The following is a 15,637-nucleotide window of genomic DNA, read 5'->3' on the forward strand; positions in this document are numbered from 1 at the left end:
GATTCGATATAAATCGATTGCTCGAGACACTCTTACCAACAGGACAAACGCCATGCTCACCGCAACGACGGAGAACTGGGACCGCGAGGTCGACGTCATCATCATGGGTGCTGGCGCCGCCGGCATGACTGCGGCCATCGTGTCGAAAAACGAAGGGTTTGAACCACTTGTTCTGGAGAAGACCGATCAGGTCGGCGGCACCTCTGCATGGTCGGTGGGCATGCTGTGGTTCGTCGACAGCGCGCCCATGCAGGCAGCAGGATTCAAGGATTCGTTAGACAAGGCGCGCAAGTATTTCGCCAGCACGGTGGGAGCGAGTGTCGATCGCTCTTTGCAGGAAGCCTATATCCAGCAGGGTCGGACCGCGCTCGACTATATGCTGCGCAACTCCGAGCTGAAGGTGATGGCGGTCGACTATCCGGACTACTACCCCGAACTGGACGGCGGCATGTTCGGCCGCGCTCACGCCCCGTTGGAGTTCGATGCACGCAAACTTGGAACGCACTTCAAGACGCTACGCGCCCCGCTTCCAGCATTCGCACCGTTCGGCGGCATGATGCTCGACCTTGTCGACCTGCTTCACTTCCTTTCGGTCACGAAGTCGGCGCGGTCGTTCTTCCACGTGATGAAGCGCTTTCTGCGCTATGGCGTGGATCGGCTCAGCTATCACCGTGGCACTCGTCTCGTTGCCGGCAATGCACTCATCGCGCGCCTCTACAAAACCATGCTGGACCGGCAGATCGAAATCTGGCTGAAGTCGTCCGCCAGCAAACTGATCATCGAGAAGGGTGCCGTCATCGGTGCCGAGGTGGTTCGCGACGGCCGCACGCAGCGAATCCGCGCGCGCCGGGGCGTGATCATCGCCACCGGAGGCTATCCGGGCAACCAGAAAATGCGCGAAGAACATTCACGCAAGCCGACCGTCGAGTTGGGACTCGGACTGCCCAGCAATGTTGGCGAAGGTATTCGGCTCGGTCTGTCGGCTGGTGGGCGGCTCGATCACAACTCCGAAGACACGGGCTACTACGTGCCAATGTCCGTCCTGCAGAACGACAAGGGCGCGAAGGTGCTATGGGGGCACTTCATGCTTGACCGTCCGAAGCCTGGTTTCATCGCAGTGGGCAAGGATGGCAACCGGTTCACCAACGAGGCCGCGTCGTACCACGCTTTTACACTCGGCATGTTCGATGCTGGCGCGATCCCCGCGTATCTGATCGCGGATGCGGCCACGGTCAAAAAATACGGCATTGGCGTCATCCTTCCCGGCAGTTTGTCACTGCGACGGTATGAGAAGGCCGGCTACCTTTTCAGCGGACGGACGCTCACTGAACTTGCAGGCAAGATTGGCGTCGACACAGGCGGATTGGAACGCAGCGTCGCACGTAACAACGAGTTTGCGGCAACGGGCGTGGACACCGATTTCGGCAAGGGATCATCCGCCTATAACATCTACAAGGGCGACCCCACGCACTCGCCGAACCCGTGTCTCGGACCCATCGAGCACGGACCCTTTTATGCTGTCATGCTAATGCCGGGCGATTTCGGCACCAGCCGCGGTCTCGTGACTGGAAGTCACGGCGAGGTGCTGGATCAGGATAACCACCCCATTGCCGGACTCTATGCCTGCGGCAACGATATGAATTCGCCCGTAGGTGGACACTATATTGGCGCCGGGATCACCCTCGGACCCGCGTTGACTTTCGGCTATCTGGCTGCGATGTCACTTTCTGCAAGTGAGCCTGCAACAAGGTCATCCGCGCCCTTGGTCGCGTGAGGTGCAGGTCATCGCCTTGTCCAGCTTCTCCAGCATAAACCATGCAAGCCTCCACCTGCACTCGCATGTCGTTCACAGCGAACCGGCTGTTGATCGACACCTCCTGACTGCCGCGTGGCCCTTGCAGGCGCCACGTGTTGCGCCCTCTCCGGTTGAAAATCGCCAGGCAATCGTGATCGGCCGGTTCACGCAGCGTGCGCGGCGCAGCGCGTCTTTTCAGATAGGGTGGCTTCGCTGTGAGCATCGGCGAATTCGGAGCCAGCCGGCGCATTTTGAAACTGCTCCCTGTCGCGATGCCGGTGTGCAGGGGCAGATCGACCGTCTCCCGATCAGATCAGTCGGCGCATTTTCCAACCGAAATTCGACGTTGATAGCCGGCCAATTGGGGGCGAGCGAAATCAAGCCGAGACTGTCCTGTGGCGGGTGTCGATCACAGCTTGAGAGGCGGTCGTTCACTCGAGCCGCCTGACTTAAGGCGTGGAGTGGAGAGCACGAATTCGCTCACAGCGAGTTGCGACATCCGCCACCGTCGGTATGCGAACGTCGAAGATGCAGCTTTTAGCTGCCGCGCAAAGGTTGACGGCCGAACGTCGGCTTCGTCCGGCGATTTGCCGGCGCGACACGCCACACGAATGGCCATCCTCGTATTGAACCTGCCAACGAAGTGATCACGGGGGCAAGGCTTGCCTATGGACGCCCACACGTCGCGCTCACATCCTTACCTAGGGGTGTCGACAAGAATGTCCATACCCCACTTGACCGTAAGGCAGTTCGTGATGGGCTACGGCTGTGCGACTGGTTATTAGATGTCGCTGCAGTGAGCGCGGAATCGTAGCGCTTAGATGCGGGACTGAGAATCTGATCCCACATCATCCCAGCTAACGTTCGGCGCTTCGACTTGCCGTGTCGACCTCCTCCATCGCCCCGGGAAGCACAGACTACCCAAACACAGAATTCAATAGTTCTTCGCAAGAAAGATCTTGCGCCGCACGACGATTTTTCCCGTTGCCGCGGACTTGGTTGCGCCCGAACGACGAGTCTTACAGTCCCGCAGACTTTGTTGTCTCCCCATCGATCGAAAAAAGAGTTTGACAGACTATCTTAAGATATATATCTTAAGATGCATCTTACGACATTTATGGGAGACTCCCAGATGCGTCATCCTCATCGTTTTTCCGGTCCGCGAGGCGAGCACCGCGAGGCCCGTGACCGTTCTCACGCCGGGTTCGGCCGTTCATGGCCCCATGCGAGCGACGTTGCCGCGCACCACGCCTTCGCGGCCGGCGCTTCGCCCGACACGCGCCATCAGCAGTTGCTGCACGTCTTGCGGCTCGCGTTCGGCCGCCATGACGGTCTGCGCTTCGGCGGCCGTGGCTCACGCTTCGGCGGCGGCCACGGCGGCCACGGCGGCCACGGCGGCCACGGCGGTCCCGGTGGCTGGGGCGGACACGGCGGCGGCCCGGGTGGCTTCGGCGGCGACGGCGAAGGTTTGCCACGCGGCCGCAAATTCAGCTCCGACGATCTGCAATTGCTGCTGCTGTCGCTGATCGACACGCAGCCGAGCCACGGCTACGAGCTGATCAAGGCGCTCGAAACGCGCTCGAACGGCTTCTACAGCCCGAGCCCCGGCATGGTCTATCCGGCGCTGACCTATCTCGAAGAGCTCGGCTACGTGAGCGTGCAACTCGAAGGTAACCGCAAGCGCTATGAACTGTCGGATGCCGGCCGCGAGTATCTGGCCGCGAACCGCGAGCGCGTCGAGCTGATGTTCGCGCGAATCTCGCATATCGCCCGCAAGATGGATTCGGTGCGCCGCGCGTTTGCCGGCGAAGCGCCGGCCGACGTCAGCGAAGGCGGCTGGGTGCCTGAGCTCAACGAAGCGCGCCGCACGCTGAAGAACGCGCTGCTGCGTCGCGACAACGCGCCGGCCGACGAGCAGCGCCGCATCGCCGCGATCCTGATGCGCGCGGCCAAGGAAATCGAAGACGGCAACGGCAGCGAAAAACCCGGCGCGGGCAGCAACAGCGAGCCCTCCGCCTGATAGCGCGCCGCAGGCCACGAGCCTGCCCGCGCGTCCTCTCGAACCGAACAGGAGCACCATCCTCATGCAAGAGCAGCACCATCGCCCCGATCTCGCCGTGCAGCGCGTGCGGCATCCGTTGAAGTTCCGTCTGCTGCAGGTCAAGCAGGTGCGCGCGCTGACGCCGCACCTGATTCGCGTGACCTTCACCGGCGACGATTTGCACGACTTCGTGTCGGCGTCGTTCGACGATCACATGAAGGTCTTCTTCCCCGAACCCGGCGCCGACAAGCCGACGCTGCCGCAAGCCGGCCCCGACGGCCCGGTATTCCCGGAAGGCAAGCGGCCGACCGCACGCGATTTCACGCCGCGCCGATTCGATCGCGACGCCGGCGAGCTCGACATCGAGTTCGCGATGCACGACGCGGGCCCCGCCGCGACGTGGGCCGCGCAGGCGAAAGTGGGCCAGTATCTGGGCATCGGTGGTCCGCGCGGCTCGCTCGTGATTCCGACCGGCTTCGACTGGCATCTGCTGATCGGCGACGACACCGCGCTGCCCGCGATCGCTCGCCGCCTCGAAGAGCTGCCGCCCGGCACGCGTGCGGCCGCGGTGATCGAAGTCGCCGATCCGTCGGCGCGCATCGAGTTCACGACGCAGGCCGAGTTGCACCTCGTCTGGTGCTATCGCAGCGAAATCGACACGCAGGGCGGCACGCGCGGCGCAGCGCTGTTGCAGGCAGTACGCGATACCTGGCTGCCGGAGAACGGCGAAGGCTACGTGTGGGCCGCCGGCGAAGCGGCGACGATGCGCGCGGTGCGCCAGCATCTGTGCGGCGAACGCGGGGTCCACAAGACGCGGATTCGCGCGGCCAGCTACTGGAAACAGGGCGCGGTCGCGGTCCACGAAACGCTCGACGACTGAGCGCCCGCTCGCGCGCCGGGCCATGGCGCGCGACCACCCGGGGCGTGCTTCGAACAACAAACGGAGATCGATCGATGTACTCCATCACTCCACAGCACGAGCGTCGTCTGCTGTGGCTACTCGCGCTCACGCAGTTCACGATGAGATTGGACTTCATGGTGATGATGCCGCTCGGCCCGCAGATCATGAGCGCGTTCCAGATCACACCCGCCGCATTCGCGACGGCCGTATCGGCCTATTCGTGGTGCTCGGGGCTGTCGGGTCTGTTCGCGGCGACCTATATCGACCGTTTCGACCGGCGCCGTCTCCTGCTCGCCATTTACGCGCTGTTCGCGCTGTCGAACCTCGCCTGCGCGCTCGCCTCGAGCTTCGCGCTGCTGCTCGCCGCGCGCGCATTCGCGGGCATCACGGGCGGCGTGCTCGGCTCGGTGATCATGGCGATCGTCGGCGACGTGATTCCGCCGCAACGGCGCGGCGCCGCGACCGGCACGATCATGACGGCGTTCTCGCTTGCGGCGATCGCCGGCGTGCCGGCCGGCGTGATGCTCGGCGCGCGGTTCGGCTGGGCAGCGCCGTTTTTCCTGCTGGTCGTGTTGTCGCTGCTGGTGTGGGTCGCGGGCTCGCAACTCGTGCCCTCGCTGGCCGCGCATCTGAGCCGCCGGCAGCCACCGCTCGCCGAAGTGCTGCCCGATCTGTGGCGGCTGCTCAGCTACCCGCGGCATCTGAACGCGTTCGCGCTGACGTTCATGATGATGATCGCGCACATGCTGGTGATTCCGTTCATTTCGCCGACGCTGGTCGCCAATCATGGCGTCGCGCCGCGGCAGTTGTCGTGGCTGTATATGGCTGGCGGCGCGGCGACGTTCTTCACGTCGCGTCTTGTCGGCCAGCTCGCCGACCGCTTCGGCACGCAGCGCGTGTTCCGCTGCGCGGCGCTGCTGTCGTTCGTGCCGGTGCTGTTCATCACGCATCTGCCGAACCTGCCGTTCTACGCGCTCGTGCTGTTCTTCCCGTGCTTCATGGTGCTGATGAACGGACGCATGGTGCCGATGCAGGCCCTGCTGACCACCGTTCCCGAGCCTGCGCGGCGCGGCGCGTTCCTGAGCGCCAACAGCGCGTTGCAGGCGCTCGGCACCGGCACCGGTGCGTGGCTCGGCGGCTTGATGCTTGGCACCTCGGCCGATGGCCGCATCGTCGGATATGGGAGCGTGGGATGGGTTGCCGTGGCGCTCGCGTGCGTGGCGGTGCTGTGGGTCTCGCGCGTCAAGGGTACAGCGCGAGACGCGCAGCCAGCCGAAGCGCCACGAAACGATGTGGCCCACGGCGCAACACCACGTCAGGGACAATTCGAATAGCGCGCTTGGCAGAGCGTACGCGTGCAAAGGGGTTGAATTAACCAAACAAACGCGACCACGCCGCGCGTAGGCGACGCGCGCGGTCCTCGAGCAGGTACGACGCAGCGAGCGCGAACAGGCCTGACACTACGCCCGTCGCGATGTGTTCGAGAGCATGAAAGCGGTAGTGGCTCAGGTGAGAGTAGGCATCGCCAATGGCGGTCAGGCAGCCGACGAGCAGTGCGTTGCCATAGCGATTGCCGAACCACCTCGCAGCGGGCGTGAAGGTGAGCAGCAAGGTCAGCACACCGGTCAGCAGCCCCGTCTTGAATGCGATCGCCCAGTGAGCGAGGCTCATGATGTTGCCCCAGCTTCCGGGCATACAGGTCATGCATGCGCTTGTCGGTTGCCAGAAACGCTGGATAAACAGTTTGAAGCGGCGTTTCCATGCGCTTCCCATCGCGTGCTCCACGATCTTCGGTGTGGTGCCGGTGGCTCGACGAAATGCATCGCGCTTTCGCAAACGGGTGAACTTCGCGTTCTGTTGCAGCGCCTCGATGCTTTCAGCCTGCTGGGCCGAATTTTGCCGTTGTCCTGTCAGACAGGTTTCAGCTCTTTCTCGATGTTTTCGGCACAAATGGCGTGGGTATGTGCTCGACCTTCTCGCTCCCGCACTTCGGACAAGCCGGATGAGCGGCTTCATGTTCAGCAAGATGCTCGGCATGTTCGAACATCTCACCGCACTTTTCGCACCTGTACCGATAAGTCGGCATGGCATTCCTCCAGAGAGAATCCTGCACGTCGTGCTCGCCAGCGACTGTCGACGACGCCGGCAATAACCCATTCTAGTGCAGGAAAGGCCGTTCCCACCGGACAAAGCAGCACCCGATCGGCTTGCGCCAACTACCTCGAAACGCGCTAGGTCTCGTCGTCGGTCTGACCCGTCAGCGCGCATCGCGCGGCTTCGCCTTGCTCGTGCGACGCAGCATAAAACACCCGCGCCCGGCCGATTACGATCTTCAACGTGGCGATCACCGGCACCGCGAGAAAAATCCCCGCTACGCCGCCAAGCTGATCACCCGCGAGCAGTCCGACGATCACCAGAAACGGACTGACCTCGACGCCCTCGCTCATCAGATACGGATTGAGCACGTAATCCTGAAACAGCCGATACAGCCCGATAAAAATCACCAGCCACAGCAGATGCGGATAGCCGCTGAACACCGCGACCACCAGCGTGATCGCGACCGCGGCAAGCGGCCCCGCGAACGGCACGAATTCGAGCAAGCCCGCGCTGACCGCGAGCAGAAACGCATACGGCAAGCCGAGCAGCGAGAACGCGACGCCGTAGCACAGCAGCGTGGCGAGCGACAGAAACAGCAGCGCGCGCACGTACTTCGACAGCAGCACGTTCAGATCGTCGATGATCTCGCTCCACAGCATGCGATGCGGTCTGTTCAGCAACGCGAGAAACGCCTCGCGCATGTTCTCGCCGTCCTTGATGAGCAGGAAGCTCAGGATCGGAATCAGCACCAGATAGATCAGGTTGCTCGCCGCATGCACGACGCCGAGCCCGAGGCTGCGTGCCAATGGCACGGCTTTGTCGGAGCCGGTTTCGATCTGGCTGCGCACGAAATCGATGATCCGTTCGCGCAACGGTTCGAGAAAATGCGGCAGCGGCAGACGGTCCGGCACGTCGGTGCGCAGCAGCGCGGGCAGTTGGGTGACGAGACGCGTCGCCTGACTCTGCAATTCGACGCCGAACACCGAACCGACCACCGCGATCAGCGCGACCACGACGACGAACACGAACGCGATCGACGCGACGCGTGGCACGCGGCGCGGGCGCACCCGTTCGACCAATGCCACCATCGGGTAGATCAGATAGCTGAAGAACACCGCGAACACGACGACGAGCACCGTCGTCGACGCGATATAGATGATGAAGAACAGCAGCGCGAGCAGAAACGCGGTCCAGACTTTCCTCGCCGTTCCGGCGTCGAATCCCAGCATTAGGCGTCCTCGAATGGTCGATGCCAGTCCGGCGCGACGCGGCGAGCACCGGCGGTGTGCGAGACGCTACGCCCGTGGTGCGTCAGCGCACGGCTTGCGTGCCTGACGTGATACGCCCGCGGCCGGATGGTTCAAGCTGCGGGTACATGCAGCCGCAGCGCGCTAGCTCTTGACATGCTCGCGCACTTCATCGGTTTCTTCGCCGATTCTCGCCTGCATGCGGCCAGCGACTTTTTCGGCCGCCCCTTCGGCCTGTTTCGCGCGATTGCCGGTAACCTTCCCGATCGCTTCCTTGACCGATCCCTTCAGTTCCTTCGCGGTACCTTCGATGAGATTCCTGTTCATGGTGCCTTCCTGCTGGTTTTGACTGTGGAGTTGCCTGGCGTTGCAACGAAACAGCCGCCGTACGGCGCGTCGCGCCGCGTCATGGCGCACATCGCTTCACCTGAGGCGATGCGCGTCGGAGCAACCTGAAAGTCTAAGCATGCGCCGTTCCCGACATCCCGTGCGCCGCGTCCGGATGATCATCTTTCGCGTCGTGAAAGATATGCCTGAAAAGCTCCTCGTTCCTTGCACGATTCAGGAGGTTCCGCAGCGCGACCCCGTAGCGTTCGTCGAGCATGGAGTTCGCCGGCAGCGGCGTTTCGCGGCTTCCCACGTCGTGATTGATGAAGCACCCGGGAGGCTTGGTGCGGTCGATCACGTAGATGGACTGCTTGCGCAGACTGGCGGCGCCGGGCGACGTGCCGCGGAAGATCATGTCCCGCGCGAACGTGCGCACGACCGCGAAATTTCGGTCTTCAGGATGTCCTCTGGTACCGCATAGTAAATCGGATATCCCGACCTCCGGTACAACTGCAATTGCAATACTTCGTAACAGCGCCCTTCGAATTTACGTTCCGCGAGCATCCGCGCCCGTTCCTCTTCACCACGGCAAATGATCGATTACGAGCACAGGAATGCGGCAATACGGTGACGTGAACGCACCGTAAGTGGACGAGCGCCCGTGATGAGCGTTGCGAGCAGCCTTTGCCTGTCGGGACGGGGCTTGATTATCTATCTAAGAATGCGCCCGGAAAGATGTCAATTGGCGCACGTAGTCTATGTGCGCCAGACCACGATCGACTGCGGGCGGCAGACAGGCGGAACGCCGGACGGACGATGCCAGGGATGCCTAAGTTCGGCTGGTCTTCAGCCTGGCACCCGGCGTAAGTCAGTCGCCGTGCTCCACGCCCAGCGCGGCCAACGGATGCGCGTCGCCCTGCCAGGGCGAGCTGAGAAAATGCCGCACGCGCTCGGGCCGCACCTCGGCGAGCGTCGCGGGCGACCAGCTCGGTCGACGGTCCTTGTCGATCAGTTGCGCTCGCACACCCTCGCGGAAATCGCCCTCCTCGATCGCACGCTTCACGATGCCGAGCTCCATGCGGAAACATTCGGCGAGCGTCATCTGCCGGCCGCGCAGCAGGGCCTCGCGCGTCACATGCAGCATCGTCGGCGAACAGGTGGTCAGCGCGTCGTAGGTCGCCTGCAGCCATTGCCGCAGCTCGCGCGGCGGATCGCGCTCGAGGTCCTGACGCAGCGTCGCGACGATCCGCTCGACGCCAGAGCGCCGATCGAAGTGGCGCAGCATCAGTTGCGTGAGCGCCGCGAGCGGCGCGTGCGGCACGATGTTGCACGGCGGCTCGAACACGCTGCGCAAGGCGTCGATGCGCTCGCCGTCGTGCGGCATGCGCTGCAAACGCTCCTCGAAGCTCGCGAGCCAGTCGGACGGCACGCACAGGTCGGCCAGTTGCAGGCGCATCGCATCCGCGCCCGATAGCGTCGCGCCGGTCAGCCCGACATACAGCGCAAGCTCGGCCGGCATCACGCTCAGAAAGCGGCTCGCGCCGACGTCGGGCACGAAGCCGATGCGCGTCTCCGGCATCGCGATGCGGCTGCGCTCGGTCACGATGCGCAGCCGCGCCGCCTGACCGAGCCCCATACCGCCGCCCATCGCGATACCGTCGAGCAGCGCGACCACCGGCTTCGGAAACGTGTGCAGCGCGTAGTCGAGCCGGTATTCGTCGACGAAGAAGGCGAGCCAGCGCGGGTCGCGCTGCGTCGCGAGCCGATGCACTTCGCGCACGTCGCCGCCCGCGCAAAAGCCCTTGTCGCCGGCCCCCTTCAGCACGAGCGCGACGATCGCGGGATCGGTGCGGCAACGCTCGACCAGCACCGCGAGCTCGCGCACCATCGCGTGCGACAACGCGTTGAGCGCGGCTGGCCGGTTCAGCGTGACGATCGCGACACGATTGACGACGCGAAACAGAATCTCGGGTTCGGCGAGCGTGCTCGTCGCATGACGCGGTTCGGCCGCGACACCTGGCAGGGCGCTCATCGCTGCGTCTCCCGTGGTGCATGGCTCGCCTGCCAACGCGGCGCGCGTTTTTCGAGGAACGCGTTGACACCCTCGCGCTGATCGGCGCCGTCGAACAGATCGACGAAACCCTCGCGTTCGAGCGCGAGCGCGGCGCCGCGCGGCACGCCATGCCGCGCCTGATGGATCAGCGTCTTGCTGAAGCTGACCGCCTGCGGGCTCAAAGCGGTGACGCGCTGCGCCATGGTCAACGCTGCTTCAGGTGCGGCGCCGCGCTCCACCACTTCCTCGACGAGGCCGATGCGTAGCGCGGTCGCCGCATCGACGCGCTCGCCGGTCAGAATCATGCGCTTGGCCCAGCCCTCGCCGACGAGCCATGGCAGCGTCTGCGTGCCGCAGCCGCACGGCAGCAGGCCGACCGCGGTCTCGGGCAACGCCAGCACCGCATGCTGCTCGGCGATGCGGATATCGCAGGCGAGCGCGCATTCGAGACCACCGCCCATCGCATAGCCGTTGAGCGCCGCGATCACGACGGGCCGCGCATTCTGTAGCGTTTCGAACGCCGCGCCGAAGCGCGCCGCCGCGGTTCGCGCGATGTCGCGATCGCCGTCGGCGAACGTGTTCAGATCGGCACCCGCGCTGAAGAACTTCGGGCCGTCGCCGGTGATGACGAGCGCGCGCACGCGCGCCTCACCGTTCAACTGCTCGACGGTGCGCTGCAATTGCAGCAGGCCATCGGGCGTGAAGGCGTTCGCGGGCGGCCGCTTCAGCGTGATCAACGCGATCGCGCCATCGTACGCATAGGCGAGATCGATCATTGCGCGCCTCCGTTGCCGCCACCACCGTGCTCGTGCGAGCGATACAGCTTGATCACCGCCGAAAAGTCCAGACGTCCCGCGCCGTTCGTGCTCATCGTTTGATAAAGCTGCTGCGCGAGCGCGCCGAGATAGACCGGTTGACGCACGCTGCGCGCGGCGTCGGTGGCGAGGCCGAGGTCTTTCAGCATCAGGTCGGTGCCGAAGCCGCCGGTATAGCCGCGCGATGACGGCGCGGTCTCGATCACGCCCGGCATCGGGTTATACGTGTCCGAACTCCAGCAGCGACCGGTCGACGTATTGATGATGCCGCCGAGCACCTTCGTATCGATACCGAGCGCCTCGCCGAGCGACATCGCTTCCGCGACGCCCGCCATCGAGATGCCGAGCACGAGGTTGTTGCAGATCTTCGCGACCTGGCCCGTGCCGGTGTCGCCGCAATGCACGATGTTTTTCCCCATCGCCGACAGCACCGGTTTCGCCCGCTCGAACGCGCTCGCGCTGCCGCCGACCATGAAGGTCAGCGTGCCCGCCGCCGCGCCGCCCGTGCCGCCCGATACCGGCGCATCGACGAAGCTGTTGCCGTGCGCCGCCGCGAGTTCGGCGAACGCCTTCACGCTGGCGGGATCGATCGTGCTCGAATCGATGATCGGCACGCCCGGCGCGATGCCGGCGAGGATGCCGTCGTCCGCGGCGAGCACGTGGCGCACGTGCGCCGCGGCGGGCAGCATCGTGATCACGCATTCGACGTCGCTCGCGGCCGCTTTCGGCGAGCCGGCCGCCTGTGCGCCCGCATCGACCAGCATGCGCACGGCCTGCGCGCTAAGGTCGAACACGTTGAGCGCATGGCCGGCCTTCAGCAGGTTCAGCGCCATCGGCGCGCCCATGTTGCCGAGTCCGATAAAGCCTATTTTCATGGTGTCGTCTCCGTGTTGACCTTCAACGCAGGCTGATCGTCGTGTTGACGCCGTCGTTGACGGTGTCGTCGTCGAACCAGCGCGCGGTGACCGTCTTCGTCTGCGTGTAGAACTGCACGACCTGTTTGCCGTAAGGGCCGAGATCGCCGAGCTTCGAGCCGCGCGAACCGGTGAAGCTGAAAAACGGCACCGGCACCGGAATCGGAATGTTGATGCCGACCTGGCCGATATCGATCTCGCTCTGGAACTTGCGCGCCGCCGCGCCGCTTTGCGTGAAGAGACCCACGCCATTGCCGAACGGATTGGCGTTGACGAGCGCGATCGCATCGTCGAGTGTCGCGACGTTCACCACCACCAGCACCGGTCCGAAAATTTCGGTGCGGTAGATTTCCATGTCGGTCGTCACGTCGTTGAATACCGTCGGGCCGATGAAGTTACCCTGCTCGTAGCCTTTCACGTTCACGTCGCGGCCATCGAGCGCGAGCGTCGCGCCCTCCTTCACGCCCGCCTCGATCAGGCCGAGAATGCGCTGCTTCGCCGCGCGCGATACCACCGGCCCGACATCGGTGCCCGGCTCGTGACCCGCGTTGACCTTCAGCGTCTTCGCCTTCGCGACGAGCTCGGGCAGCCACTTCTGCGCGCCGCCGACCAGCACCGCCACCGAGGTCGCCATGCAGCGCTGCCCGGCCGCGCCGAACGCGGCACCCGCGAGCGCGTTGAGCGTCTGCTCGCGGTTCGCATCGGGCAGCACGACCGCGTGGTTCTTCGCGCCCATCATCGATTGCACGCGTTTGCCGTGCTCGCTGCCGAGGCGATACACGTGCGTGCCGACCGCCGTCGAGCCGACGAACGAAATCGCTTTCACCAGGTCATGTGTGCACAGCGCATCGACCACCTCCTTACCGCCGTGCACGACGTTCAGCACGCCTTTCGGCACGCCGGCTTCGAGCGCAAGCTCGACCAGTTGCATCGTCGACAGCGGGTCCTGCTCGGACGGCTTCAGCACGAACGTGTTGCCGCACACGAGCGCCATCGGGAACATCCACAGCGGAATCATCGCGGGGAAATTGAACGGCGTGATGCCGACGCATACGCCGAGCGGCTGTCGGAGCGTATAGGTGTCCACACCACCGGCGACGTTCTCGGCGAATTCGCCCTGCTGCAACGTGCCGATCGAACAGGCGTGCTCGACGACTTCCAGACCGCGGAAGATGTCGCCTTCGGCGTCGGGAATGGTCTTGCCCTGCTCGGCCGACAGCGTCTTCGCGATACGCGGCATATGCTCGCGAATCAGCGCCTGATACTTCAGCATGATGCGCATGCGCGCGCCGATCGGCGTGTCCTTCCACGTGCTGAACGCGGCGTGCGCGCTGCGCACCGCCGCGTCGACTTCAGCGACGGTCGCGAACGGCACGCGCGCGAGTACCGCCTGCGTGGCCGGGTTCACGATGTCGCGCCATTCGGTCGTCTTCGATTCGACGAACTCGCCGTTGATCAGCAGTTTCACGGCGGCGGTGGCAGTGGCGCCGGCAACGTCGCGGCTGGTCTCGTTCGAAGCAAGGGTGCTCATGCTGAAACTCCTGGGCGATGGCCGCGCGGCGGCCGGACAACGATAGGGATGAAAAAACAGTGTCCCGACGCGTCGAATCCGAAGCTCGAATTCAACGCGTGCGATTCAAACCGGTCATAGCGATGAATAGGGACAGTCAGCGCAACTCGGGAAAATCTTCTTCCCAGTACTCGTCGGGCAGACGCGCGGGCTCGGCCGCGCGCTCCATTTCACGGCGCCGCAACTCGACGCGGCGGATCTTGCCGGAGATGGTCTTCGGCAGCTCGCTGAATTGCAGGCGACGAATCCGCTTGTACGGCGCGAGTTTTTCGCGCGAGAACGCGAACACCGCGCGCGCGAGTTCGGGACTCGCTTCGTAGCCTTGACGCACCGTGACGAACGCTTTCGGCACCGACAGGCGCAGCGCGTCCGCGCTCGGCACCACCGCCGCCTCGCCGATCGCCTCGTGTTCGATCAGCACGCTTTCGAGTTCGAACGGACTCAAGCGATAGTCGGACGACTTGAACACATCGTCCGAGCGGCCGACATACACGTAGTAGCCGTCGTCGCGACGCAGCGCGACATCCGAGGTGCGATAGAAGCCGTTGCGCATCGCCTGCGCGGTCGCGTTCGCGTTGTTCGCGTAGCCGGTCATCAGACCGAGCGGCCTTTCGGCGAGCGCCAGCGCGATTTCGCCTTCGGTGACCGGCTGGTCGTCGGCGTCGAGCAGTTCGATCCGGTAGCCCGGCAGCGGGCGCCCCATCGAGCCGGGCACGACCGGCTGGCCCGGCGAATTGCCGATCTGGCAGGTCGTTTCGGTCTGGCCGTAACCATCGCGGATCGTGATGCCCCACGCGTGCTTCACGCGCTCGATGATCTCGGGATTCAGCGGCTCGCCCGCGCCGACGATCTCGCGCAGCTTCACCGGATAATCGCCGAGCCGCTCCTGCACGAGCATGCGCCAGACGGTCGGTGGCGCGCACAGCGTGGTCACGTTGAAGCGCACCAGCGCGGCGAGCGTGTCTTTCGGCACGAAGCGCGCGAAATTGAACACGAACACGCACGCCTGCGCGTTCCACGGCGCGAAGAAACAGCTCCACGCGTGCTTGGCCCAGCCCGGCGAGCTGATGTTCCAATGGATGTCGCCGGGTTGCAGGCCGATCCAGTACATCGTCGAAAGATGCCCGACCGGATAGCTCTGGTGCGTATGCTCGACGAGCTTCGGTTTCGAGGTCGTGCCGGACGTGAAGTACAGCAGCAGCGGATCGCTGGCGTGCGTGATGCCGTGCGGCGTGAACTGCGGCGAGGCCTCGTACGCGGCGGCGATATCGATCCAGCCGTCGCGCGGCGCGCCGACCGACAGGCGGGTGAGCGGCACGTCGAGCGCGTCGAATTTGCCCAGCTCCGCGCTGTCGACCACGGCGAACTTCGCGCCGCCAATCTGCACGCGGTCGCGCACGTCGTCGGCGGATAGCTGCGTGGTGGCGGGCAGCACGATCGCGCCGAGCTTCATCGCGGCGAGCATCACGTCCCATAGTTCGACGCGGTTCGGCAGCATCAGCAGCACGCGGTCGCCGCGACCGACGCCCGCGCCGCGCAGAAAGTTCGCCATCCGCGACGAGCGCTCCGACATCTGCGCGTACGACAGGCGCAGGCCGTCGCTCGAAGGATCGTCGACGATCCACAGCGCGGGGTTGTGGTTGTCTCGCGCGATGGTGTCGAAGTAGTCGAGGGCCCAGTTGAACTCGCCGAGCGCCGGCCACGCGAATTCGCGGTACGCGCGCTCGTAGTCGGTGCGATGGCGCACTAGCAGATCGCGCGCTTCGAGAAAGGCTTTCGCTGCTGTCATCGTCGTCTCCTGTCTGGCGCGAGGGGCGCGCTCGATTTTTATAGCTGGGTACCGCTGCTGTGCACAACGAAGCGTCGGCGGCGAGGCT

14 protein-coding genes are annotated in these 15,637 nt (G+C 64.6%); 4 read left to right on the plus strand and 10 right to left on the minus strand.

The features are described from left to right. Window positions 1–52: 52 nt before the first annotated feature. The 4 genes from CI15_RS33255 to CI15_RS33270 all read left to right on the plus strand — a co-directional run bounded on the left by CI15_RS33255 (window position 53) and on the right by CI15_RS33270 (window position 6,071). Window positions 53–1,774 (plus strand): FAD-binding protein, encoded by a 1,722-nt coding sequence (locus CI15_RS33255; protein ID WP_062137439.1) that lies wholly within the window; start codon window positions 53–55, stop codon window positions 1,772–1,774. Window positions 1,775–2,927: 1,153 nt separating this feature from the next. Beyond that, complete coding sequence (locus tag CI15_RS33260; protein WP_062137443.1) at window positions 2,928–3,815, plus strand: PadR family transcriptional regulator; 888 nt, start codon at window positions 2,928–2,930, stop codon at window positions 3,813–3,815. 64 nt (window positions 3,816–3,879) lie between these two features. Then, window positions 3,880–4,716: a siderophore-interacting protein gene (locus CI15_RS33265; protein WP_062137447.1), complete on the plus strand. Its 837-nt coding sequence runs from the start codon at window positions 3,880–3,882 to the stop codon at window positions 4,714–4,716. A 74-nt stretch (window positions 4,717–4,790) separates the two neighbouring features. Further along, window positions 4,791–6,071, plus strand: a complete 1,281-nt coding sequence (locus CI15_RS33270; RefSeq protein ID WP_062137450.1) for an MFS transporter — start codon at window positions 4,791–4,793, stop codon at window positions 6,069–6,071. 37 nt (window positions 6,072–6,108) lie between these two features. Here the strand turns inward: CI15_RS33270 and CI15_RS33275 are convergent, their stop codons facing one another. The 10 genes from CI15_RS33275 to CI15_RS33315 form a co-directional block, all read right to left on the minus strand. Then, the gene (locus tag CI15_RS33275) at window positions 6,109–6,510 is read right to left on the minus strand and encodes a hypothetical protein (RefSeq protein ID WP_062137453.1); all 402 of its coding nucleotides are present in this window, start codon (window positions 6,508–6,510) and stop codon (window positions 6,109–6,111) included. A 148-nt stretch (window positions 6,511–6,658) separates the two neighbouring features. Further along, a complete protein-coding gene (locus tag CI15_RS35940; RefSeq protein ID WP_075643824.1) occupies window positions 6,659–6,823 on the minus strand; it encodes an FmdB family zinc ribbon protein in 165 nt (54 codons plus the stop codon). A 145-nt stretch (window positions 6,824–6,968) separates the two neighbouring features. Further along, window positions 6,969–8,063, minus strand: coding sequence for an AI-2E family transporter (locus tag CI15_RS33280; protein ID WP_062137455.1), 1,095 nt, complete (start codon window positions 8,061–8,063; stop codon window positions 6,969–6,971). A 162-nt stretch (window positions 8,064–8,225) separates the two neighbouring features. Next, window positions 8,226–8,408: a CsbD family protein gene (locus CI15_RS33285; protein ID WP_062137458.1), complete on the minus strand. Its 183-nt coding sequence runs from the start codon at window positions 8,406–8,408 to the stop codon at window positions 8,226–8,228. 133 nt (window positions 8,409–8,541) lie between these two features. Further along, complete coding sequence (locus CI15_RS33290) at window positions 8,542–8,844, minus strand: hypothetical protein (protein ID WP_062137461.1); 303 nt, start codon at window positions 8,842–8,844, stop codon at window positions 8,542–8,544. Between the two features lie 432 nt (window positions 8,845–9,276). After that, on the minus strand, window positions 9,277–10,440 hold the full coding sequence (locus CI15_RS33295) for an enoyl-CoA hydratase/isomerase family protein (RefSeq protein WP_062137465.1): 1,164 nt from the start codon (window positions 10,438–10,440) through the stop codon (window positions 9,277–9,279). Beyond that, on the minus strand, window positions 10,437–11,237 hold the full coding sequence (locus tag CI15_RS33300; protein ID WP_062137468.1) for an enoyl-CoA hydratase: 801 nt from the start codon (window positions 11,235–11,237) through the stop codon (window positions 10,437–10,439). Before CI15_RS33300 ends, CI15_RS33295 begins: the two co-directional genes overlap by 4 nt. Next, window positions 11,234–12,151: a 3-hydroxyisobutyrate dehydrogenase gene (gene mmsB / locus CI15_RS33305; RefSeq protein WP_062137471.1), complete on the minus strand. Its 918-nt coding sequence runs from the start codon at window positions 12,149–12,151 to the stop codon at window positions 11,234–11,236. Before mmsB ends, CI15_RS33300 begins: the two co-directional genes overlap by 4 nt. 22 nt (window positions 12,152–12,173) lie before the next feature. Beyond that, the gene (locus CI15_RS33310; protein WP_062137474.1) at window positions 12,174–13,721 is read right to left on the minus strand and encodes a CoA-acylating methylmalonate-semialdehyde dehydrogenase; all 1,548 of its coding nucleotides are present in this window, start codon (window positions 13,719–13,721) and stop codon (window positions 12,174–12,176) included. Window positions 13,722–13,857: 136 nt separating this feature from the next. Further along, a complete protein-coding gene (locus CI15_RS33315) occupies window positions 13,858–15,549 on the minus strand; it encodes an AMP-binding protein (RefSeq protein WP_062137477.1) in 1,692 nt (563 codons plus the stop codon). Window positions 15,550–15,637 lie beyond the last annotated feature (88 nt).

This window comes from Paraburkholderia monticola, from assembly GCF_001580545.1.
Taxonomy (GTDB): domain Bacteria; phylum Pseudomonadota; class Gammaproteobacteria; order Burkholderiales; family Burkholderiaceae; genus Paraburkholderia; species Paraburkholderia monticola.

Excerpts from the sequence above, each read along its gene's own strand:
- CI15_RS33255 (WP_062137439.1), top strand. The coding sequence starts at position 53 with ATGCTCACCGCAACGACGGAGAACTGGGACCGCGAGGTCGACGTCATC.
- CI15_RS33260 (WP_062137443.1), top strand. The coding sequence starts at position 2,928 with ATGCGTCATCCTCATCGTTTTTCCGGTCCGCGAGGCGAGCACCGCGAG.
- CI15_RS33265 (WP_062137447.1), top strand. The coding sequence starts at position 3,880 with ATGCAAGAGCAGCACCATCGCCCCGATCTCGCCGTGCAGCGCGTGCGG.
- CI15_RS33270 (WP_062137450.1), top strand. The coding sequence starts at position 4,791 with ATGTACTCCATCACTCCACAGCACGAGCGTCGTCTGCTGTGGCTACTC.
- CI15_RS33275 (WP_062137453.1), bottom strand. The coding sequence starts at position 6,510 with ATGGGAAGCGCATGGAAACGCCGCTTCAAACTGTTTATCCAGCGTTTC.
- CI15_RS35940 (WP_075643824.1), bottom strand. The coding sequence starts at position 6,823 with ATGCCGACTTATCGGTACAGGTGCGAAAAGTGCGGTGAGATGTTCGAA.
- CI15_RS33280 (WP_062137455.1), bottom strand. The coding sequence starts at position 8,063 with ATGCTGGGATTCGACGCCGGAACGGCGAGGAAAGTCTGGACCGCGTTT.
- CI15_RS33285 (WP_062137458.1), bottom strand. The coding sequence starts at position 8,408 with ATGAACAGGAATCTCATCGAAGGTACCGCGAAGGAACTGAAGGGATCG.
- CI15_RS33295 (WP_062137465.1), bottom strand. The coding sequence starts at position 10,440 with ATGAGCGCCCTGCCAGGTGTCGCGGCCGAACCGCGTCATGCGACGAGC.
- CI15_RS33300 (WP_062137468.1), bottom strand. The coding sequence starts at position 11,237 with ATGATCGATCTCGCCTATGCGTACGATGGCGCGATCGCGTTGATCACG.
- mmsB (WP_062137471.1), bottom strand. The coding sequence starts at position 12,151 with ATGAAAATAGGCTTTATCGGACTCGGCAACATGGGCGCGCCGATGGCG.
- CI15_RS33310 (WP_062137474.1), bottom strand. The coding sequence starts at position 13,721 with ATGAGCACCCTTGCTTCGAACGAGACCAGCCGCGACGTTGCCGGCGCC.
- CI15_RS33315 (WP_062137477.1), bottom strand. The coding sequence starts at position 15,549 with ATGACAGCAGCGAAAGCCTTTCTCGAAGCGCGCGATCTGCTAGTGCGC.